20 protein-coding genes are annotated in these 21089 nt (G+C 40.7%); 5 read left to right on the top strand and 15 right to left on the bottom strand.

All coding sequences use genetic code 11. The features are described 5' to 3' along the window. Nucleotides 1-17 precede the first annotated feature (17 nt). Together citZ and ABFG93_RS17625 are read right to left on the bottom strand one after the other, a co-directional pair. On the bottom strand, nucleotides 18-1133 hold the full coding sequence (gene citZ / locus ABFG93_RS17630; RefSeq protein ID WP_347549325.1) for a citrate synthase: 1116 nt from the start codon (nucleotides 1131-1133) through the stop codon (nucleotides 18-20). Nucleotides 1134-1389: 256 nt separating this feature from the next. Continuing rightward, nucleotides 1390-1857 carry a DUF441 domain-containing protein gene (locus tag ABFG93_RS17625; RefSeq protein WP_431522015.1) on the bottom strand — a complete coding sequence of 156 codons (468 nt, stop codon included), beginning with the start codon at nucleotides 1855-1857 and terminating at the stop codon, nucleotides 1390-1392. A gap of 142 nt (nucleotides 1858-1999) precedes the next feature. Here ABFG93_RS17625 and ytvI point away from each other — a divergent pair, with 142 nt between their 5' ends. Continuing rightward, nucleotides 2000-3109 carry a sporulation integral membrane protein YtvI gene (gene ytvI, locus ABFG93_RS17620; protein WP_347549324.1) on the top strand — a complete coding sequence of 370 codons (1110 nt, stop codon included), beginning with the start codon at nucleotides 2000-2002 and terminating at the stop codon, nucleotides 3107-3109. A gap of 68 nt (nucleotides 3110-3177) precedes the next feature. On the opposite strand, the gene ABFG93_RS17615 is transcribed toward ytvI, so the two are convergent. The 8 genes from ABFG93_RS17615 to ABFG93_RS17580 form a co-directional block, all read right to left on the bottom strand. Beyond that, on the bottom strand, nucleotides 3178-3570 hold the full coding sequence (locus ABFG93_RS17615; protein ID WP_347549323.1) for an FxsA family protein: 393 nt from the start codon (nucleotides 3568-3570) through the stop codon (nucleotides 3178-3180). 151 nt (nucleotides 3571-3721) lie between these two features. Then, nucleotides 3722-5476, bottom strand: a complete 1755-nt coding sequence (gene pyk / locus ABFG93_RS17610) for a pyruvate kinase (RefSeq protein WP_347549322.1) — start codon at nucleotides 5474-5476, stop codon at nucleotides 3722-3724. Between the two features lie 123 nt (nucleotides 5477-5599). Further along, the gene (gene pfkA, locus ABFG93_RS17605; RefSeq protein ID WP_347549321.1) at nucleotides 5600-6559 is read right to left on the bottom strand and encodes a 6-phosphofructokinase; all 960 of its coding nucleotides are present in this window, start codon (nucleotides 6557-6559) and stop codon (nucleotides 5600-5602) included. A gap of 114 nt (nucleotides 6560-6673) precedes the next feature. Then, nucleotides 6674-7651 (bottom strand): acetyl-CoA carboxylase carboxyl transferase subunit alpha, encoded by a 978-nt coding sequence (gene accA / locus ABFG93_RS17600; protein ID WP_347549320.1) that lies wholly within the window; start codon nucleotides 7649-7651, stop codon nucleotides 6674-6676. Continuing rightward, entirely contained in the window at nucleotides 7651-8508 is an 858-nt protein-coding gene (accD, locus tag ABFG93_RS17595) for an acetyl-CoA carboxylase, carboxyltransferase subunit beta (RefSeq protein ID WP_347549319.1), read from the bottom strand. Before accD ends, accA begins: the two co-directional genes overlap by 1 nt. A 36-nt stretch (nucleotides 8509-8544) precedes the next feature. After that, a complete protein-coding gene (locus ABFG93_RS17590; RefSeq protein WP_347549318.1) occupies nucleotides 8545-9204 on the bottom strand; it encodes a FadR/GntR family transcriptional regulator in 660 nt (219 codons plus the stop codon). A 147-nt stretch (nucleotides 9205-9351) separates the two neighbouring features. Beyond that, the gene (locus ABFG93_RS17585) at nucleotides 9352-10590 is read right to left on the bottom strand and encodes an NAD(P)-dependent malic enzyme (protein WP_431522099.1); all 1239 of its coding nucleotides are present in this window, start codon (nucleotides 10588-10590) and stop codon (nucleotides 9352-9354) included. 129 nt (nucleotides 10591-10719) lie between these two features. Then, a complete protein-coding gene (locus ABFG93_RS17580) occupies nucleotides 10720-14082 on the bottom strand; it encodes a DNA polymerase III subunit alpha (RefSeq protein ID WP_347549316.1) in 3363 nt (1120 codons plus the stop codon). A gap of 142 nt (nucleotides 14083-14224) precedes the next feature. On the opposite strand from ABFG93_RS17580, the gene ABFG93_RS17575 reads away from it, so the two are divergent. From ABFG93_RS17575 to ABFG93_RS17565, 3 genes are all read left to right on the top strand, one after another. Continuing rightward, nucleotides 14225-14560: a YtrH family sporulation protein gene (locus ABFG93_RS17575; protein ID WP_347549315.1), complete on the top strand. Its 336-nt coding sequence runs from the start codon at nucleotides 14225-14227 to the stop codon at nucleotides 14558-14560. Beyond that, nucleotides 14557-15063, top strand: coding sequence for a sporulation membrane protein YtrI (ytrI, locus tag ABFG93_RS17570; RefSeq protein WP_347549314.1), 507 nt, complete (start codon nucleotides 14557-14559; stop codon nucleotides 15061-15063). Before ABFG93_RS17575 ends, ytrI begins: the two co-directional genes overlap by 4 nt. A 192-nt stretch (nucleotides 15064-15255) precedes the next feature. Beyond that, nucleotides 15256-15447, top strand: a complete 192-nt coding sequence (locus tag ABFG93_RS17565; RefSeq protein ID WP_347549313.1) for a hypothetical protein — start codon at nucleotides 15256-15258, stop codon at nucleotides 15445-15447. A gap of 92 nt (nucleotides 15448-15539) precedes the next feature. Here ABFG93_RS17565 and ABFG93_RS17560 read toward each other — a convergent pair whose 3' ends face one another. After that, entirely contained in the window at nucleotides 15540-16475 is a 936-nt protein-coding gene (locus tag ABFG93_RS17560) for a DHH family phosphoesterase (protein WP_347549312.1), read from the bottom strand. A 107-nt stretch (nucleotides 16476-16582) separates the two neighbouring features. Between ABFG93_RS17560 and ABFG93_RS17555 the strand changes: the two genes are divergently transcribed. Beyond that, on the top strand, nucleotides 16583-16888 hold the full coding sequence (locus ABFG93_RS17555; protein ID WP_347549311.1) for a YtpI family protein: 306 nt from the start codon (nucleotides 16583-16585) through the stop codon (nucleotides 16886-16888). 42 nt (nucleotides 16889-16930) lie between these two features. On the opposite strand, the gene ABFG93_RS17550 is transcribed toward ABFG93_RS17555, so the two are convergent. The 4 genes from ABFG93_RS17550 to ABFG93_RS17535 form a co-directional block, all read right to left on the bottom strand. Next, nucleotides 16931-18241, bottom strand: coding sequence for a DRTGG domain-containing protein (locus ABFG93_RS17550; protein ID WP_347549310.1), 1311 nt, complete (start codon nucleotides 18239-18241; stop codon nucleotides 16931-16933). A 107-nt stretch (nucleotides 18242-18348) separates the two neighbouring features. Next, a complete protein-coding gene (locus ABFG93_RS17545) occupies nucleotides 18349-18603 on the bottom strand; it encodes a hypothetical protein (protein ID WP_347549309.1) in 255 nt (84 codons plus the stop codon). Between the two features lie 138 nt (nucleotides 18604-18741). After that, nucleotides 18742-19422 (bottom strand): metal-dependent hydrolase, encoded by a 681-nt coding sequence (locus tag ABFG93_RS17540; protein WP_347549308.1) that lies wholly within the window; start codon nucleotides 19420-19422, stop codon nucleotides 18742-18744. A 120-nt stretch (nucleotides 19423-19542) separates the two neighbouring features. Beyond that, nucleotides 19543-21087, bottom strand: coding sequence for a polyamine aminopropyltransferase (locus tag ABFG93_RS17535; RefSeq protein ID WP_347549307.1), 1545 nt, complete (start codon nucleotides 21085-21087; stop codon nucleotides 19543-19545). Nucleotides 21088-21089 lie beyond the last annotated feature (2 nt).

Raw genomic sequence — 21089 nt, 5'->3', positions numbered from 1 at the left:
TCTTCCCAAATCTCTTTTTATCGGTCTTCGACTTTCACATAAGTCTGATCTGTCGCTCCTACGTAATCTGCACGAGGACGAATGAGTCGGTTATTGCTGTATTGTTCAAGAATATGTGCAATCCAACCTGAAACACGACTTACTGCAAACAGTGGAGTAAACAGGTCGTGATCAATACCGAGACTGTGATAAACCGAAGCGGAATAGAAGTCAACATTTGGTGGAAGTCCCTTTTCGCTCGTCACGATTTCTTCCATTTTCGTAGACATCTCGTACCATTTTGTTTCACCAGTTAACTCAGTTAGCTTTCTTGACATTTCTCTTAAATGCTTCGCCCGGGGATCGCCTGTTTTGTAGACCCTGTGTCCGAAGCCCATAATCTTTTCTTTATTCTCAAAAGCGTTTTGTAAATAGGATTCAACATTGTCAACGCGATCAATTTCACTTAGCATCGCCATAACGCGCTCATTCGCACCACCGTGAAGCGGCCCTTTAAGAGCTCCAATCGCAGCCGTTACACCTGAATACATATCAGAAAGAGTAGCTACACAAACACGAGCAGTAAACGTAGATGCGTTCAGCTCATGGTCAGCATGAAGTACGAGTGCTTTATTGACTGCAGTTACAGCTACATCTTCTGGTAATTCGCCTGTTAGCGTATACAAAAAGTTTGCTGCGAAACTAAGATCTTTCTTTGGTTTAATCGGATCTTTTCCTTCACGAACACGGGAAAAGGCTGTTACGACAGTAGGGATTTTCGCTTGAAGCCGAATTGCCTTGCGGTAATTTGCTTCTTCGCTCATATCGTCAGCTTCCTCATCATACAGTGCAAGTGTAGAGACAGCTGTACGAAGAGCAGCCATTGGATGCACCTTATCACTTGGATAAGCTTTCATCTGCTCAACAATTTCTTCAGGAATTGTCGCATTTTCTGCAAGTTCTGCAGTAAACTGCTCAAGTTCTGTCTTATTTGGGAGTTTATCATTCCATAATAAATAAATCACTTCTTCAAAACTTGCATTTTCAGCGAGGTCATCGATATTGTAGCCTCTGTATGTTAAGACATCGTTCACAATGGAACTAATCGATGATGTTGTTGCAACTACGCCTTCTAATCCGCGTGTAGTCGTCATACGTTCCCCTCTCCTTTTCCATGTTATTGGTTCGCATATTTTCTAAAAATTCTGCTTTGATAACGCTTTTAAAACACCCTGAAAAAATAGGAACCTATGTATAAAGATGGTGTATCAGTTCCCATTATAAACAATTATCTGATATTTGTGAACGAATATGCATGATTTCGTCCTTTCCTTTTTTTTCTGAAATGTCATAAATAGCTTATGAGCATCGAAAAAAATAGGAGAGTAAAGGTTCTGACTGAACGGATGTTCAGGTGAAAAGTTCGACAATTTTCATAGCCATATACGCAATGCCTGCCCCAATAAGGGGACCAACAGCAATCCCCTGGAAAACTGCCACAGCAAAGATTGTGCCGAATACAAGAGCAGTTGTGATATGAGGATCATTCTGTAGCAAAATGATGCCTTTCGATGCAATAATTGCTACAAAAATGCCTGACGCCATGGCAATCCATGCATACGAAGACTTTATCGCTTCAGTTAGTTGTTTAAACCCAATTTCGCCGGTAGCAATCGGAATAAGAACTGCGATCGTAATGATCGTTACTCCCCAGGAAATCCCCTTTGCCTGAACGACCGGAAAGATTTTCTCATCTAATCCAAATATCTTCACAACTAATAACGCAGCAACCGCAATAATGAGCGAGCTGTTTTTCGCAAGAAGTGCAATACCTAACAGGATAAGCAAGAATATGGATGACTGCGAAATAATACTCATACATTTCCCTCTTTCACATTAACAGAACACTATTAGCATAACAAACTTTAGATAAATAAGCACGAAATTGACAGAACGCAATTGCTTGTATGGAATTGCGGAGTGTAAAATAAAGGGAAGACTACTTGAAAGGAGGCTCTCAATGAACTGGAAATATGTACATAGAATGCTTCGCTTTCTGCTTGTTATTGCGATCATTATTCTAGCTATCATTTCATTTTACTATGTATGGCATCTGGCCTATCCTTTTGTGATCGCATTGTTCCTTGCTTTTCTCATAAACCCACTAGTTGACCTTTTAGAAAGAAGAGGCAAAGTACCGCGAGCGTTTTCAGTGGCATTGTCAATTCTGTTCTTAATGGGAGTACTTGCTGCTTTAATCGCTCTTCTCGTTAATGAGATTGTCCAGGGAGTTGTCTACATCGCAAATGTACTACCTGGTAACTTTCAGGAAATCGTTACGTTTATTGAAGACCTTTTTGTTACTCATGTTATGCCACTTTACAATCAACTTGAAGACCTTTTTAAAGACCTAAATGAAGACCAACAAACTACCATTCTTGATAACATCCAGTCCATCGGTACGACTGTCACTACAACTGTCACTAATATTTTACAAGCAGTTGTAGAGGGAATTCGTTCAACAATTGTCAGCTTGCCAACGATCCTGACTGTTCTCATTTTTTCAATGCTAGCTACTTTTTTCATCAGCAAAGATTGGTATAAATTTATAAATTGGTTAAAGGGTAAGGTTTCTCTTGAAGTTCAAAGAAGTATTGGCACGGTTTACAAAGACTTAAGAAAAGCGCTATTTGGATTCCTGAAAGCTCAGCTCACTCTCATTTCCATGACAGCCGTTATCGTTCTAGTAGGTTTACTCATCCTTCGAGTCGATTACGCGATAACAATCGCCATCATTATAGGACTCGTCGATCTTCTTCCATACCTTGGCACTGGTGCGATATTTGTTCCGTGGATGATTTATTCCTTTCTTACTGGCAATTATGGGCTCACCATAGGTCTTTCCATTCTATATGGGATAGTTGTGATTCAGAGACAGGTCATGGAGCCAAAAGTTCTATCCTCAAATATCGGGCTCGACCCTCTTGCAACACTGATTGCGCTATTTGTCGGGTTTCAACTGTTTGGATTTCTAGGATTAATTATTGGCCCGGTATTACTTGTCGTGCTTAAAACATTATTCCATGCTAATGTATTTAAGGATGTCTGGCGATTTATTGTTGGTAAATAGGCCACTTTTGCTTCCAAATTATTTTCGCCATAAAAAAGCTGACGGCTATTAGAGCCCTCAGCTTTTTATTATCTTCTTATAAACATAAACTGGCCATTATTCATTCTACGTTCAATGAACTTTTTCATCCACCGCTTGAAAGGTTTTCTCGTTGCTGGAATAAGTAGTAAAAACCCAACAGCATCTGTAATAAAACCAGGCGTAAGTAAAACAACGCCTCCAACAAGAATGCACAAACCATCTAATATTGCATCACCGGGCATTTGGCCGGTTTGCATCTGCCGATTCACCTTTTTAATTGCTTCAGATCCTTCTCTACGAGCAAGCCAGGCCCCAAGGATACCTGTACCAATAATTAAGAGAACGGTTGGGATTAATCCCAGCGTCTTTCCTGACAGAAGCAATAGTGCAACCTCCAGTGCCGGTACAATTATAATAAAAAGCAATAAAATACGAAACATCACGAAAGCTCCCTCAACCATAATCGGGATATTCTGTCCCGTTATCCCTATTATACGCGATTTCACTTTTTTTTCGAACTATAAAGCATAAAATGGACCCAAGGCGTTGCGTGTACGCAAAAAGACTGCCGATCGCTCGGCAGCCTTCCTTTTAAAGAATACTTGCTTTACCGTTGTAGATAATTCCGGTCGTTGCATCTAGAGTAACCTGTTGACCTTCTTTAAATAGCTCTGTTGCATTTTCAAGGCCAACTACTACCGGAAGTCCAAGACTAAGACCAACAACTGCTGCGTGGCATGTCAGGCCGCCTTCTTCCGTAATAAGTCCAGCTGCCTTTTCAAGTGCGGGAACCATATCTTTGTCAGATCCAATTGTTACAAGGATAGTATTTTCATCTGCTTTTTCAATTGCTTCTTCTGCCGATCTAGCAATTGCGATTCTTCCAGATGTAGACGTTCTTCCAATGCCCTGAGCTTTAGCGATGATGTCACCGATGACGTGAACCTTCATCAAGTTTGTTGTACCTGATTCGCCAACAGGTACACCTGCAGTAATAACAACTGTGTCACCGTGATTAACAATACCTGATTGAATTGAAGCGTCTACCGCTATTTCAAGCATTTCATCAGTTGTTTTTACTTTGTGCCCTTCTTGAGCATGTACACCCCATACAAGGGCAAGCTTACGGCAGACACTTGCCGTATTTGTAACGGCAACAATTGGGGCCTTCGGACGATATTTTGAAATCATTCGTGCAGTATGACCGCTTTCAGTAGCTGTAATAATAGCTGGAACGTTCAAGTTAAACGCTGTAAAAGCTACTGATTCACTAATCGCGTTTGTTGTATTCGTTTCTGTTTCCTTACTTCTTACAGAGAGAAGCTCACGGAAGTTTAAGGATTTTTCAGTGTAAGAAGCAATGTTGTGCATAGTTTGTACAGCTTCTACAGGATATGATCCTGCTGCTGTTTCACCAGAAAGCATAATGGCATCCGTACCATCAAGAATGGCGTTCGCAACGTCACTAGCTTCTGCCCGAGTTGGACGAGGGTTACGCTGCATGGAATCAAGCATTTGAGTAGCTGTAATAACCGGTTTTCCAAGTGCGTTACATTTCTTAATCAATTGCTTTTGCACAAGTGGTACTTCTTCAGCTGGAATTTCAACACCAAGATCACCACGTGCAACCATTAGACCGTCAGAAATTTCAAGGATAGAATCAATGTTATCTACACCTTCACGGTTCTCAATTTTCGGGATGATTTGAATGTCCGTTGCTTTGTGCTTCTCAAGAAGCTTACGAATATCAAGAACATCTGATACACGACGAACGAAGGAAGCAGCAATGAAATCTACGCCCTGTTCAATACCAAACTCAATATCCGCCGCATCCTTATCTGTAATTCCAGGTAAGTTCACGCTCACATTCGGCACGTTGACGCCCTTTTTATTTTTGAGAGTACCGTTGTTAAGTACTTCCGTATAAAGTTCATTCTTCTCAATTTGCTTTACTTCAAGTTCAATTAGGCCATCGTCAAGTAAAATTTTAGAACCTGCATGTACATCGTTCACAAGATCCGGATACGTGACAGAGATCTTCTCGTTCGTTCCAAGTACTTCTTCCATAGAAACGATTAGCTGTTGACCAGCTACGAGATCAATTCCGCCATTTTCCATGTTATTCGTACGAATTTCAGGACCCTTCGTATCAAGAAGAATAGCTACGTTCTTACCGAGCCGTTCTGATACAGATCGAATGGTCTTGATTCGGTTTCCGTGTTCCTCAAAGTCACCGTGTGAAAAATTAAGACGAGCAACGTTCATTCCAGCTTGAATTAATTTCTCCAGTGTTTGTTCGTCCTCACTTGCAGGTCCTATCGTACAGACAATTTTAGTTTTACGCATGGGTCTGTCTCCTCCTAAATGCTGATCTTCAATTAGTTTTCATCATAACATGACTGTTATTCAACATGTTATTTAGACATAACGATACACTCCTTCTTAAAGGAGTGAACCGTAATAAGTTTATTAAATGGATAGTTCTTTTGCTAGCTGACACATTTTCTGGTTGACTTCGTGTGGAAGAGCCAGTGCTTCGTTAATATCCAAATCAACAATCTGATTATGCTGGATGCCGACAGTTCTTCCTTCTGCTCCCTCAAGCAGTAATTCAACGGCTCTTGCACCAAGTCGACTTGCAAGAACGCGATCGGATGCTGTTGGTGATCCACCGCGTTGAACATGTCCAAGTACAGTTACTCGCGTCTCCATGTTCATTTCCTGTTGAATCTGCTTTCCAATTTCAACACCACTTCCAACACCCTCAGCTACAACAATAATGCTATGGCGTTTTCCGCGATCATGCCCGCGTTTTAAACGGCTAAGAATATCGGACATTTCAAACTTTTCCTCTGGAATAAGAATCGACTCTGCACCATCAGCAAGACCGGACCAGAGAGCAATATCTCCAGCGTCTCGCCCCATTACTTCAATCACATATGTACGCTCATGAGATGTTGCTGTGTCACGAATCTTATCAATTGCTTGAATGACTGTATTTAATGCCGTATCGAATCCAATAGTGAAATCTGTTCCTGGGATATCATTATCAATCGTCCCTGGAATCCCAATTGTAGGGAAGCCATGTCCAGTAAGTTTTTGAGCACCGCGATAGGAGCCGTCTCCTCCAATTACCACTAGTCCTTCAATTCCAAACTTCTTCAGATTCTCTACACCTTTAAGTTGTCCTTCAAGCGTCTTAAATTCTGGACAACGAGCAGAATAGAGCATTGTACCGCCACGATGGATAATATCAGCTACTGAGCCAATTTCCATTTTCTCTATATTTCCATTAATCAATCCGGTATAACCGTGATAGATTCCATAAACTTCGATACCATGATAAATTGCCTTACGAACGACGGCACGAATCGCCGCGTTCATTCCCGGTGAGTCTCCTCCGCTGGTTAATACACCAATACGTTTCATCCCTGATCACCTCATTAGTTCTTTGTGTTATTAAAATATCAAATACAACCGTTGAATACAATAGCCAAGCTTGTTCATAAAAAGTGCTTTCTCTCTTCAGAGAAAGCACTTTCCTTATTTTAAGCCAATGGCATCGGTTACAAACGTATATTGTCCAATATTTCTGTATTTTTCATAGCGCTGTTCAACAAGCTCATCTTTGGAAAGTTGTGTCAGTTCTTCAAGAGATTTGTTGAGCACGGACTTAATCGACTTCGCCTGAACTTCAACATCACGATGAGCACCGCCTTTTACTTCAGGGATAATCTCATCAATTACATTTAACTCCTTCAAGTCAGGAGCCGTTATTTTCATTGTGTCAGCAGCTTGTTGAGCAAGACCTGAGTCTTTCCATAGAAGTGCTGCCGCCCCTTCTGGTGAAATTACAGAATACCAGGAGTTCTCTAACATATGAACGTGATTTCCTACGCCTATAGCAAGAGCTCCTCCACTTGCCCCTTCACCAATAACTATACAAACGATCGGTACTGTTAAACCTGCCATTTCGATTAAATTCCTGGCGATTGCTTCGCTCTGACCTCTTTCTTCTGCCGCTTTACCAGGGAAGGCTCCTTTTGTGTCTAATAAAAAAATAACTGGTCGATCAAATTTCTCAGCCTGTTTCATAAGGCGAAGGGCTTTACGATAGCCTTCAGGATGAGGCATACCAAAATTCCTACGAAGATTTTCTTTCGTATCCTTTCCCCTTTGATGACCGACCACCGTTACCGGTTGTCCTTCAAAAGTAGCGATTCCTCCAACAATAGCTTCGTCATCACCAAAAAGGCGATCACCGTGAAGTTCAATAAAATCATGAAAAACGCGATCGATGTAATCAAGAGTAGTTGGGCGTTCGGGATGACGAGCAAGTTGAACTCTATTCCACGCTGTCAGCTTCCCATATATTTCTTCTTCCATACTTGAAAAGCGTTTTTGGATACGTGAAATTTCATCGGAAAGATCCACGTTTTTTTCCTCCATAAAAGAGTTTAACTCGTTAATTTTGTCTTCTAACTCTTGCAAGGGACGTTCAAAATCAAGTCGATGAACCATTATTTTCCACCACCATTCCCATGCATCATAACTACTTTACTAAGCGTACTCTTCATGTCTGCGCGATGAATGACGCGGTCAAGTTGTCCATGATGCAATAAAAATTCTGCCGTTTGAAAATCTTCAGGAAGATCTTCTCTAATCGTTTGTTCAATGATTCGTCTTCCTGCAAATCCGATCATTGCCTTAGGCTCCGCAAAATTAAAGTCACCTACAGAAGCAAAGCTAGCAGAAACACCACCAGTTGTTGGATGAGTCATAATCGAAATAAACAGGCCGCCATGATCACTGAATCGCTTTAAGGCAACGCTTGATTTCGCCATTTGCATCAGGCTTAACACACCCTCCTGCATTCTAGCTCCACCTGATGCTGTAAAAATGATAAAAGGAATCTTTTCTTTATCAGCATATTCGATGGCTCTCGTTATCTTTTCCCCAACAACAGATCCCATACTCCCCATTCGAAAGCGAGCATCCATTACTGCAATAGCAGTGCGATAACCTTCTATTAAACCTTCACCAGTTACGACCGCTTCATTCAAAGAAGATTTCTTTTGATCTTTTTCAAGTCGTTCCATGTAATCAGGGAATGAAAGTGGGTTTACAGAAATCATGTCAGCATCAAGTTCCTTAAATGAGCCATGATCCAGCGTGTTTTTCAAACGCTCATGTGCCGTCATTTGATGATGATATCCACATTTCACACATACTTTATGCGACTTCTCCAACTCTTTCGTGTAGATTATGCTTTTACACCCTGGACATTTTGTCATAATGCCTTCAGGGACATCCTGCTTTATTTTTTTAGAGGGAACTGTGGCATACTTTTTTTTCTTATTGAATAAATCTTTTAACAATATTAACCATCCCTTTCACCATTAATTTCATGCTGTTTAGTTTTCTGTGTTTTTCATTTCATACTTGTCCAGTAAATGAATGGCTTTCTCCTGATTACGAGATGTGAGTGCATCTACAAGTTCCTCATAGTATTGCGTTGGGCGGAAAGTTAGATGATGCCAGATCGTCTGATGGTAGTCTGCAAGCTCTCCCCACAGTCTCATCAACAAATAGTTGTTGGTAGAAGAGACAATGATTCTGAAAAAGGCTGTATCAAACTCGGTTGAGAAGATCTCTCTTTCAGACGTATCGTCTTTATGTTCCATCATAGATCTTAAACGTGAAAGATATTCATGAGAGATTCGTTCACATGCCACTCGCAAAATATCTTTTTCGATTAATTTTCTAGTTTCAAGCAAATCTTCTCTGGACTTTGTATCTTTCAAAATAAATGAAGCAATCACTTCAACCAGACGGTGGTCTTTAGCATTCGCAATAAACGTACCTTCTCCTCGTCTTGTTTCGATAAGCCCCAGCATTTCCATGGATCTCAAAGCCTCTCTTACAGACGATCTACCTGCATTTAAGCGCTCAGAAAGCTCCCTTTCAGAAGGGAGCTTATCACCTGTTTGTAAACCGTCATTATAAATAATCGCTTTAATTTTCTGTAAGATATTCTGGTAGACTTTCCCCTGTACGGTCACGTAAAGCAACACCCTTTCTTAAATCCTAACAACTCAGAATGTTGGAGGAAAACCGCTGATCTTTTAAGTGTAAACGTAAGCCGCTTTTTCTTATCTGTCACGTCTGAGTGACGATTCTTTAATTAAAAGAAAAAAGTGAGAAAGTCAAACTCTTCCCACTCACTCGTTATCTTCTTCAATAATAGCAAGAGAACGCGTCTTTTCTCTAACGTCTTCGGGATCAACAGTGATACGAGCAACACCCGTATCCATAGCTGCCTTCGCAACACTTGCAGCAACAGCAGGCGCTACCCGTGGGTCAAATGGGGCAGGAATCACATAGTCCGCATTTAGCTCGCTATCCGCAACAAGTTCAGCTATCGCTTGAACTGCAGCAACCTTCATATCTTCATTGATGTGCGTAGCTCTAACGTCCAGAGCCCCTCTGAAAATGCCAGGAAAGGCAAGTACATTATTAATCTGGTTTGGAAAGTCCGAGCGTCCTGTACCCATCACCTTCGCTCCTGCTTCTCTAGCATCGTCAGGCATGATTTCTGGATTCGGGTTCGCCATCGCAAAAATGGTTGGATCTACATTCATTGATTCGACCATTTCTTTCGTTAAAGCTCCTTCAACAGAAACACCAATAAAGACATCCGTGTTAACGATCACTTCTTTAAGTGATCCTTCTGCTTTATCACGGTTTGTATATTTTGCTACTTCTGCTTTAACGTCATTCATCCCGTAAGAGCGGCCTTCATAAATCGCTCCTTTAGAATCGCACATAATAATGTCCTTTACTCCAAATCGATTTAACAGCTTAATAATCGCTATACCTGCCGCCCCAGCACCATTAATAACGACTTTTATTTCACTCATTTTCTTATCCGATAATTTAAGTGCATTGACGAGACCAGCTACTGTTACAATCGCAGTACCATGTTGATCATCGTGGAAGATCGGAATATTGGTTTCTTTTTTAAGACGCTCTTCAATCACAAAGCAGTTTGGGGCTGCAATGTCTTCCAGGTTTATTCCTCCAAAAGTAGGTTCCATTAACTTAACCGTCTGAACAATTTCATCAACATCGGTTGTATTCAAGCAGATTGGAAATGCATCAACACCAGCAAAGCTTTTGAAAAGCACTGCTTTACCTTCCATGACAGGAAGTGCTGCTTCTGGCCCAATGTTTCCAAGTCCAAGAACAGCGGTGCCATCTGAAACAACTGCAACCATGTTTCCTTTCATTGTATACTCGTATACTTTACTCTTATCATCATAAATTTCTTTACATGGCTCGGCTACACCTGGTGAATAAGCAAGGCTTAAATCTGTTGCATTTCTAACGGGTACCTTTGATTTGGATTCTAGTTTCCCCTGTCTCACTCTATGAATATGTAGAGCTTCTTCTCTCGTAATGGACAATAAACCCACTCTCCTTTTTTCAGAAGCATTTAATAATATAAGCATTTTCCCTGGTACATTTGGCGGTGGTCAGACCACTCTATTTTCACCATTATAACAAATCACCAAATGCTGTAAAGATTTTCATGAAGACTTTTTCACAACATTGCTATCCCCGAGTAATTCTTTCAACTTAGAAATACAGGCGGCATCAGGGTTTACAAGCCAGTCCTGTCCAAGCCTCATTGTTTTTTCTGTTTCACTATAATAAACAACGACAGGGATATCTCCCTGAAAATCGTGCAGCACTTCCTTCACATCATTAAGCACACCAGTCTGCTTATGATGAGGCTCTATTTTTAAATACAGAGTGATCGCTCGCTTTTTGGGAGAAACATCTTCTAATTTCATCACTCTGGATAAAATAATATTCGTTTGACCATTTCGATTTTGACCGGAGCCATCGACATAGACAAATTCTCCCTTAGATAGAATACTAGATGTTTCCTCCCATACATCAGGAAAAGCAACAGCTTCGATTTCACCTGTTTCATCTCCAAGCGTGATAAATGCCATCATTTTCCCTTTCTTTGTTCTTATACTCCTCGTCTTAAGCACCTCTGCTGCCAGCCTTAAGGGATGCCGATCATGCGCGTTTAGCGCATCAGTGATTAACGTTCTAGGATAGCCTTTTAAGTTCTCTAAATAAGGATCGAGTGGGTGTGCCGTTAAATAAAATCCAATCGCTTCTTTTTCAAAAGCAAGCATTTCTTTCTCGTCAAAAGGGGGAACACTTTCATAAGCCGGTTCAAGATCACGATCCTGAAAAAATCCTTCCTGATCACTTTGTTCCGAACCATAATTCATTGCACCTTCAAGTGAAGCAAGGAGTGAGGAACGACTTGCATTAAATTCATCCATTGCTCCTGCAAAAATCAGTGATTCCATCGCGCGTTTGTTCACAATTCTAAGTGATACTCTTGCACTTAAGTCAAATAAACTGTTAAAAATATTTCCATTCCGCTTTGATACAAGTTCTTCGATGGCGTTTCGACCCACATTCTTAATTGGTAACAATCCAAAGCGTAAACCATTTTCTTCAACCGTGAACGTTTCAAAACTCCTATTAATGGATGGCGGTTGAATGATGATTCCCTTTTGTTTTGCTTCCGATAGATAAACAGCTAGCTTCTCTTGATTTCCAATAGCTGAGGTTAACAAGCTTGAGAAGAAATAACGTGAATAGTTCGCTTTTAAATAAGCAAGCTGATAGGCAATAACACTATAAGCAACAGCATGGCTTCTATTAAAGCCATAGTCAGCAAAACGGACAATGTATTCATACACTTTCAGAGCCGTCTCCTGCTCATAGCCATTCGCGAGACATCCGTTTACAAAGTGCTCCCTTTCGGACTCGAGCACATCACGCTTTTTCTTCGATACCGCTCGTCTTAAAAGATCAGCTTCCCCAAGTGAAAAGCCAGCCAGTCTAGATGCAATTTGCATGATTTGCTCTTGATACACAATAACGCCGTACGTTGATTGTAGGATCGCCTCGAGATCCGGATGAAGATATTCAATAGATCGATCACCATGTTTACCAGAAATAAATAGAGGGATGTTTTCCATTGGTCCTGGACGATAGAGCGCATTCACAGCTACAATGTCTTCAAATTCAGTCGGTTTAAGCCGCTGAAGAACCTTGCGCATGCCATCAGATTCAAGCTGAAAGACACCAGTTGTATCGGCTTTTCTTAACATTTGAAATGTTGATTCGTCATCCGGCGGAAGTTCTGAAAGATTCGGGCGATGACCCGTTTGTGATTCTATGTCATTTAAAATGCCTTCGATTAGAGTTAAGTTTCTAAGACCAAGAAAGTCCATCTTTAAAAGACCGATTTCTTCCAGATCATTCATTGGAAATTGCGTTAGGCTTATGTGATGACCACCAAGCAGTGGAACATAACTTGTCAACGGCTCGGCTGAAATCACGATTCCTGCCGCATGTGTTGAGGTATGTCGCGGCAACCCCTCAATTGTGCTTGCAATGTCAAAAACCTGCCTCCCTTCTTCTGACGAAACAAGAAGTTTTTGAAGTTCTTTCGATTCCTCTCTTGCCTGTTGTAGTGTCGTCCCTGGTCTTGAAGGAATCGCTTTTGACATTGCATCGAGTATGCTATTTTCCACTTCCAATACTCTTCCCACGTCTCTGATTGCTGCCTTAGCTGCAAGTGTACCAAATGTTACGATTTGAGCAACTCGATCATTGCCATATTTCTCGTGAACATAATCAATGACCTCGTCGCGCCTGACATCGGGAAAGTCAATATCGATATCAGGCATGGTGACGCGTTCAGGATTAAGAAAACGTTCAAATAAAAGGTTATGTTGAATGGGGTCAACATCCGTTATATTCAATAAATAAGCAACTAAAGAACCAGCTGCTGATCCTCTACCAGGTCCAGTAATCATCTGATGGTCATGTGCATACTTCATAAAGTCCCAGACTATTAGAAAGTAATCGTTAAACCCCATTTCGTTAATAACGGAGAGCTCGTAATCCAGCCGTTCCACTACAACGGAATCCGGGTTTTCGTAGCGCTTCGGAAGATTATTGTGGCAGAGTTCCTGAAGATACTGTGAAGCAGTGAGCTGATCCGGGACAGGGTAAACTGGCAAGTGAGTATGACCGAAGGAGATCTCAACGTTACAGCGCCTTGCAATTTCTGCCGTATTTCTTAAGGCGTCTTCATATCCTTTAAATCGTTCTTCCATCTCTTCCCTTGCTGTTAAATAGAACTCATGGTTCGGAAGCGCTACTTTTTCTTTTTCTTCATATCGCTGTCCAGCTTCTATACATCTGAGACAGTCATGTGCATCTCCATCGCTTTTTTCAATATAATGAACCGCATTCGAAACGGTTAGAGGAATATTCATTTTTTTTGCAAATGATGAAATCAAATAATTAAGCTGCTTCTCTTCACGAAGAGAATGATCCTGCATTTCTAGATAGAATCCTGAGGTGAAAGCTTTCTTATACTCGATTGTTTTTTGAATAGCAGCCGTTTCTTCACCGTGTAGCAGCTGCTGACCAATTGTACTTTCAATCGTTCCTGATAAAGCAATTAATCCACCTGTTAACTCGAATAACTTTGATTTTTCTATGTAAGGCTGTTTACCAGCATGCTGCATATGCGTACTGATTTTCAGTAAATTTTCGTAGCCCTGAAGATTTTCGGCAAGCAAAACAAGGTTATCGTAGTGATCCGCCTTTTGATGCATCGCTAATTCAGCGCTTCCAACCCGTATATCTAATCCTATAATGGGTTTGATTCCTTCTGCTTTACAAGCTTTGTAAAATGGAATCGTTCCGTACATCGTGCCCTTATCGGTCAGGGCGAGAGAGTGATATTCCAGCTGTTTTGCAGATTTAACAAGCGATTGAACTCGACTTGGACTATCGAGAAGGCTATATTCGCTATAAACACGAAGATGAACAAAATCCATAAGTAATCCCACTTTCACTTTACTATTACTTTCTATTATAGATACTTGTCGCTTCTCAAACAAACATTATCAAGCATAACTGACTCTCCTTTTCGCATAGGCTTTACTAGAAGTGGACAATCATAGGAAAGAAGGAATTCCAATGGAGAGAGTAACACTCGTAACACTAATTATTGCATTTTTCGTAGCATTTGGTGTAATCGTCGGTGGCTCATTAATTGGTGGCATCGGTGCTTTCCTCTCCGGTGAACCGCCATTACACTGGATTTTCGTTGTTGCACAACGCCTTAAAATCTGGGCAATTGCAGCGGCTATTGGAGGAACGTTTGATACCATAAATAACATGGAAAGAAGTTTTCTGAGCGGTTCTCCCGATGAAATCATGCGGCAGTTCCTGTGGATTTTCTGTGCCCTCGGAGGCGCGCAGGCCGGAATGGAAGTGATTAACTGGTTCACACAGGAACGATCTTCTTTATGAGAGTGCCTCCTATCTACTCAAGAAAAGGCTGGCAAAGATTTCTTGCTGGTCTTTCTGTTGGTGTTGTGTTCGGATGGCTATTTTTTCTCATGTTATTTGGAATCATGTATGAAAAGCAGATAACAACGATGAAAGAGCAAAAGATTGAAATTTACGACCTTAAAATACAGAATCAGACTTTACTCGACGATCAGAAAAATTACGATAATAAAGACCTTGAGAAAACCTTACTTATTAAAAATATCCAGGTTACATTTGAAAAAGATAAGGATCTACCATTAAATTCATTAACCCGTCATGAGCTTAAAAAGGATATCCAGGCTGAATTAAACGATCTCCTGAACAAAGATTTAGGATCTGTGTCAAGGACAAGGAGCTTTATCATTCATTCTCTTGAAAACAAAACATTGATCATTGATGACATCAAATATGGATTTGAAGTAAAGCAATTCGTGCTCTGGACTTCTGTAGAAGTCGTATTAACGGTGCAGTTAATTCAGTAGTGAAGGTTTTACTATTTTATGAATATTTATTAGACAAGTCGCAATTTTTATTCATCTGGTATATGATAAGAGTACATAAAGTGAAACTTCCCTCTCAGGAGTAGTTGTCCCACACCCTAATCGTTTAACATACGTTTTCAGGTGTGGGTTTTACTTGCCTCTTAAGAGGAATGAATTTTCGGAGGTGGCGCAATGGTTATCGATCGCAAACAGCTTGCTCGAACAAAAGTTGCCGATTTACAAAATGGACGTTCCGCATATGCGGAATCTCAAGAGATGACTACTCTCATCAAGAAGGAATTACAGTCACTTAACATCGATGTTCACGAGGACGTGACGAACTTTGGCTCCTGGTTCATTCCAAAATCTCAGGATCAAGTGTAATTAGAAAAGACCGACCATCTCGTTTACAACGAAGATTGCCGGTCTTTTTTTTTTGAAAGATGAGCTTTCAGGAGGTTTGCGAGTCAGGTTCCTTATTCAGTGCATGCTTTTTCAAGATCAACAAGAACGGCATCCGCTTCTTCCCACGTATAAACCGTCGCACCGGCTGCCATTGGGTGCCCGCCGCCATTATACTTTGCAGCAATCGTATTGACAACGGGGCCTTTCGAACGAAGGCGCACGCGAATTTGATCCTCTTCTTCAATGAAAAATACCCAGGCTTTTAAGCCGGTCACATTTGAAAAAGTATTTACGAGTTGTGAGGCTTCACTTGCTGAGACTCCATAGGAAGCCACAATATCTTTCGTAATTTTCATCCATCCAGCACCGTTCTGTGAAGCTTCAAAATGCTGGAGCACATATCCATTAAGTCGAGCGATGTGCTGCTCCGTTTTATACAATTCGTTATACAAAGCGCCCGTGTCTACTTCAAACTTCATAAGTTCTCCTGCATATGAAAATGTTCGTTGCGTCGTATTGGAAAACATAAATCTTCCTGTATCCCCAACAATTCCAGCATACAAAAGAAAAGCCCCTTGATGAGAAAGGTTGTAACCCCGAGCTTTTGCCGTTAGATACAGGTCAACAATCATTTCACTAACTGAACTGGACGCAGTATCAACCCAGAGTAGATCACCATAAGGATCCTCATTAGGGTGGTGGTCGATCTTTATCAGGAGTTTCCCATTTCTATAACGATTATCGCTGATACGTGGCTGATTTGCCGTGTCACAAACGATAACTAGTGCATTTTCGTACATATCATCGGATATGTCATCCATTTTATTCAAAAACATAAGGGATGGCTCTTCCTCACCAACTGTCAACACCTTTTTACTAGGAAAGGATGTTCTAATTAGTTCAGCCAGCCCTCCCTGTGATCCAAGCGCATCCGGATCCGGTCGGACATGACGGTGTATAATAATCGTTTCGTAGGCTTCAATTGCATCTAAAATTTGTTCTTTCATCGGGATCTCCTTTCGACCGCTTATACAATTGGCACACTTCAGACATAGATTTTCATCCATATCTTCTATACAATAGAAATGAACCTTTAATCTGGAGGAAAGCAGCCATGCCTATCTTTGTTATTTTAATTGTATTTTCTATTGTCTTCTACTTATTTTACCGTGTGAAATCGTTTCGAACGAATGGTGTTGCTACAAAACAATGGCTTAACTCTAAAGCAAGCATTGCGCTTGGTTTATTCTTAATCTTCTTTGCCATTAACACTTTCACAGTTTATATCACAACAGTAACCTACATAGTTGGTGCAGCATTTATTTTACTTGGTGTAGCCAATGTTGTTGTCGGATACAAGAAATATCGCCATTATCTGCCTTTTGCTATTGAGGAAGCGAATGAAATGAATCAGCTTTAGCAACAGAACCTCCATGAACTTTTTCATGGAGGTCCTTATAGTTTAGCGATCGATTAGCTGCGCCATCATCAGCGCTTTCCCAACGACTGATCCTTCATGATGAATTTCTATATCCACCTTCCCAAATTTGCGGGACACTTCTAACACTTTCGGAATGATCACTATCTTATGATCAATTTGGACCGGCTTAATAAAATAAAGCGTGATATTCTCAACAACCAGATCGCCTTTTTTATATTTCTTTAAGACCCTGCTCCCGGCTTCTGTTACTAACGTTGTAAAAACACCATAAGATAACGTTCCTAGAAGGCTAGTCATTTGAGGAGTCACTTCACAACTGTAGCGACTCTCAGACCCTGTTGATATATCTTTAATTTGGCTTGTAATCAAATCATCGAACGTCTCACCAATTTGTGGTTGCTGCTGGATCATTTGCAGAGCTTTCAAAACGTCCTGCCTGCTGATAATTCCAATCAAACGCTGATAATGATCGAGGACTGGTAACATTTCGATTCCTTCCCAAATCATCGTGTGAGCAGCAGAAGCAACCGACGTCTGTTCATTAACGGTTAAAGGATGCTTTGTCATCACCTTAGAAATTGACGTCTCATGTTGTTCTCCCAGAATGTCCTTAGATGTGACAATCCCCTGTACCTTCATATTAGGATCTACAACAGGATAGCGGCTGTGCAGTGTAGACTCATTTAATTCATGCCAGCGTCCGACATTTTCAGTTGTGACGAGGAAGCTCGTCTTAGTAAGAGGCGTTAAAATATCACTTACAAGAGCGATTTCTTTCTTAATCAATCGATCGTAAATGGCTCGGTTGATCATTGTAGCTACAGTGAAGGAATCATAAGAAGTTGAAATAATAGGAAGATCATACGCATCCGCCATTTTCTTTACATCATCTTGCGCATCAAATCCTCCTGTTATGAGAACTGCAGCCCCTGCTTCGAGAGCAATCTTGTGAACATTATCTCGATTCCCTACAATTAATAAACTTCCCGGATCAACATAACGCATCATCGCTTCAAGCTTCATTGCGCCGATAACAAATTTATGGAGGGTTTTATGTAGGCCGTTCCGTCCTCCAAGCACTTGTCCATCGACAATGTTAACGACTTCCGCATAAGTTAGCTTCTCAATATTTTCTTTTTCTTTCTTCGTAATACGAATCGTTCCTACTCTTTCAATAGTACTGACTGTTCCTTTGTTTTCAGCATCCTTAATCGCTCTGTATGCTGTTCCTTCACTCACCTTCAATTCCCTTGCAATTTGGCGCACAGAGATCTTGCTTCCGACCTCTAGTGTCTCAATGTATGCTAGAATTTGCTCATGCTTTGTTGTCAATTTCTTTCACCATACTTTCTACATGCACATCTGTATCAGTAGCTAAACTAATTCTGTTATAGTGGTGTTTGAATTGACTTCATTATACATAACTCATCTACCTAACTTCAACGGCTATATTGTTTTTTTCGTAATTCTTTGGAAGAATGCTCAATTGATTGTGCTTTTTCTTCACGAGATCCAAAAAATAATCCTGCCAGATTGCCGCCAAGTGCCATGATGGCAAAGACGAGCCATAGCGAAAAGAAGGCTCCTTCAAGTGTAAGATCAATTTGGAACATTGGCATTGCGTCATACATTAGAAACAGGATACATAATACCGATAGAAATAGACGCTGTCTCACAAAATCCCTCCCAATCATCTTTACCCCACCTCTTGAGCGGTAGTAAATCCCCTCTACTGGTAGTATAGCTTTAGTAAAAGGTATGTCGGTAAGGACGGTTTTAACACGTTATTCAAACGAAAAACCGATGCAATGCATCGGTTCTTTTTTGTGCTGCTATAGCCCAATTGATTCTCCCGGATTAAGTACCTTTCCTTTTTTTCCTTCAAGACTTTCAACAAATGAATGTGGATTTTGTTCAATTAAAGGAAAAGTATTGTAATGAATAGGTACTGTTAGATCAGCATTAATCCACTTGGCTGCAATTGCTGCATCCTCTGGTCCCATCGTAAAATTATCACCTATTGGTAGAAAAGCTAGATCAATTTGACGATTTGATAATAATTTCATATCAGAGTACAATCCTGTATCTCCTGCGTGATAGACTGTTTTACCATCTGAAGTGAAAAGAATTCCTGCAGGCATACCAGTATAGATAATTTGCTGGTTTTCTTCTTCTGTATAACTTGAACCATGAAATGCCTGGGTGAGCTTGACAGTTCCGAATTCAAATTCGTGAGCGCCGCCAATTGCCATCGGATGAGCGTTCACGCCCTTAAAGCCAAGGTATGTAGCAAGTTCAAACGGAGCTACAACAAGAGCATCATTCCGTTTTGCAATCTCAACTGTGTCACCAACATGGTCATTATGTCCATGTGTTAAAAGAATAACATCGCATGTGACCTGGTCAGCATTAAGATCACACTGACCGTTACCTGAAATAAATGGATCAATTAAAATTTTGGCTTTGTCAGTTACCACTTCAACTACAGAATGTCCATGAAACGTTACTTTCATTTCTATCGCTCCTTTAGCTGCTTGAGATTTCTCCCACTCTTTAGGGGCATTAACACCCCTATTTCTAAATGGAATTTTTGAGTTTATGTATAGTTTATTCCCTCTGTCGTACGAACTAAACTAATAATACAACCATGCTTTTTCATATTTCTCAATTAAATGCGGTCGTATCAATGTATTGGGCTCAAGCATTACTTCCTCCCCATTTTTAACAATATACTCATCTTCATCTTTTCCAAAAGCCGTGAGGGCAGGAATCATATTTGATGATAAGTATTCTGTTTGAACCGCAAATTCTAAGTCCTGTTGATTAACAGGGTTTCTCGTTCCCAATACAAAACCCCAGTTTCCAAAACTCGGAATATCAACATGATAATTTGCGGTCGTTAAGCCCGTTTCTTCAATTGTTCTTGAAATGGTCCAGTAGGCTTCCGTAGCGAAAACTGGACTAGTAGCCTGTACCATCAGTGCACCATCACGTTTAAGATGGTTTCGCAGCATTGAATAGAATTCCCATGTGTAGAGCTTATTTAACGATTCGTTATTTGGATCTGGTAGATCTGCGATGATTACGTCAAACAACGTTCTAGTGTCTTCCATATACCGAAATGCGTCTTTATGAATGGCTTCAACCCGTTCGTCTTCAAATGCGTGCTCATTTAATTCAGTTAACATGTGATTTGTACTCGCGAGTTCAACTATCCTCGGATCAAGATCAACTACCGTAATAGACGTAATCGTGTCGTATTTAAGGATCTCTCTCACAGCTAGACCATCTCCTCCTCCGAGAATAAGAATATTCTTCGGATCAGCTGAAGCTGCCATCGGAATGTGGACGAGTGGTTCATGGTACCGGTGTTCATCACTTGAACTGAACTGAAGCTGACCATTTAAAAACAAACGAAGATCTCCCTGTTCCTTTGTTAAAACGATTTTCTGATATGGGGTCTCTTCAGAATGGATAATCGGATCTTTGTATAGTCGCTGTTCAAATGAAAAAGCAATCTCCTCGCCAAAAATGGTACCAGCAATCATCAAAACAAAAATGAATAAAGCTACACCCATGTACGCTGCTCGATGAATGATCTCTTTTCTAAAAGAATAAATCATCCAGAAAGCTACACTGATGTTAACGAGCGCAACCAAAAAGGCGGATTTTACCAGTCCAAACTCCGGTCTTAAATAGAACGCAAATAAAAGACCACCAACAAGACCACCTGCATAATCTGAAAAAAGAACGCGCGCTGTACTTTTATTCATTTCAACCCCAATCTCATTCGCTTTGCGAATAAGAATGGGTAATTCAAGTCCCGTTAGACCACCGATCACAAGAATAATAGAATAGAGAACAACAGCAGTTGCCTCTTCACCTGCAACTGCTGTTATTCCAAATACAGTAAAGCTCGATAATCCACCAATAAAGCCAATAAGAAGTTCAATCGCAATAAATCTGGTGATCAGACTTTTAACCACTCTCTCACTTAAAGAGGCACCAATCCCCATTCCTGTTAAGAAAAGTGAAATTGTTAACGTATATTGTTTTACGCCGTCTCCTAGTATGTAAGAGCCCAGCGCGCCGAACAATACTTCAAATATAATACCGCAAATAGATACAATCCCTGAAGCCCAGTACAGCTGACTACTCTTACTTAATTTGTTCCCCATAC

The sequence above is a fragment of the Pseudalkalibacillus hwajinpoensis genome, assembly GCF_039851965.1.
Taxonomy (GTDB): domain Bacteria; phylum Bacillota; class Bacilli; order Bacillales; family Guptibacillaceae; genus Guptibacillus; species Guptibacillus hwajinpoensis_E.
Note: the sequence above shows the minus strand (reverse complement) of the source record. Positions and strands in the feature narration are given on the sequence as shown.

Excerpts from the sequence above, each read along its gene's own strand:
- citZ (WP_347549325.1), bottom strand. The coding sequence starts at position 1,133 with ATGACGACTACACGCGGATTAGAAGGCGTAGTTGCAACAACATCATCG.
- ABFG93_RS17625 (WP_431522015.1), bottom strand. The coding sequence starts at position 1,857 with ATGAGTATTATTTCGCAGTCATCCATATTCTTGCTTATCCTGTTAGGT.
- ytvI (WP_347549324.1), top strand. The coding sequence starts at position 2,000 with ATGAACTGGAAATATGTACATAGAATGCTTCGCTTTCTGCTTGTTATT.
- ABFG93_RS17615 (WP_347549323.1), bottom strand. The coding sequence starts at position 3,570 with ATGTTTCGTATTTTATTGCTTTTTATTATAATTGTACCGGCACTGGAG.
- pyk (WP_347549322.1), bottom strand. The coding sequence starts at position 5,476 with ATGCGTAAAACTAAAATTGTCTGTACGATAGGACCTGCAAGTGAGGAC.
- pfkA (WP_347549321.1), bottom strand. The coding sequence starts at position 6,559 with ATGAAACGTATTGGTGTATTAACCAGCGGAGGAGACTCACCGGGAATG.
- accA (WP_347549320.1), bottom strand. The coding sequence starts at position 7,651 with ATGGTTCATCGACTTGATTTTGAACGTCCCTTGCAAGAGTTAGAAGAC.
- ABFG93_RS17580 (WP_347549316.1), bottom strand. The coding sequence starts at position 14,082 with ATGGATTTTGTTCATCTTCGTGTTTATAGCGAATATAGCCTTCTCGAT.
- ABFG93_RS17575 (WP_347549315.1), top strand. The coding sequence starts at position 14,225 with ATGGAGAGAGTAACACTCGTAACACTAATTATTGCATTTTTCGTAGCA.
- ytrI (WP_347549314.1), top strand. The coding sequence starts at position 14,557 with ATGAGAGTGCCTCCTATCTACTCAAGAAAAGGCTGGCAAAGATTTCTT.
- ABFG93_RS17565 (WP_347549313.1), top strand. The coding sequence starts at position 15,256 with ATGGTTATCGATCGCAAACAGCTTGCTCGAACAAAAGTTGCCGATTTA.
- ABFG93_RS17560 (WP_347549312.1), bottom strand. The coding sequence starts at position 16,475 with ATGAAAGAACAAATTTTAGATGCAATTGAAGCCTACGAAACGATTATT.
- ABFG93_RS17555 (WP_347549311.1), top strand. The coding sequence starts at position 16,583 with ATGCCTATCTTTGTTATTTTAATTGTATTTTCTATTGTCTTCTACTTA.
- ABFG93_RS17545 (WP_347549309.1), bottom strand. The coding sequence starts at position 18,603 with ATGATTGGGAGGGATTTTGTGAGACAGCGTCTATTTCTATCGGTATTA.
- ABFG93_RS17540 (WP_347549308.1), bottom strand. The coding sequence starts at position 19,422 with ATGAAAGTAACGTTTCATGGACATTCTGTAGTTGAAGTGGTAACTGAC.
- ABFG93_RS17535 (WP_347549307.1), bottom strand. The coding sequence starts at position 21,087 with ATGGGGAACAAATTAAGTAAGAGTAGTCAGCTGTACTGGGCTTCAGGG.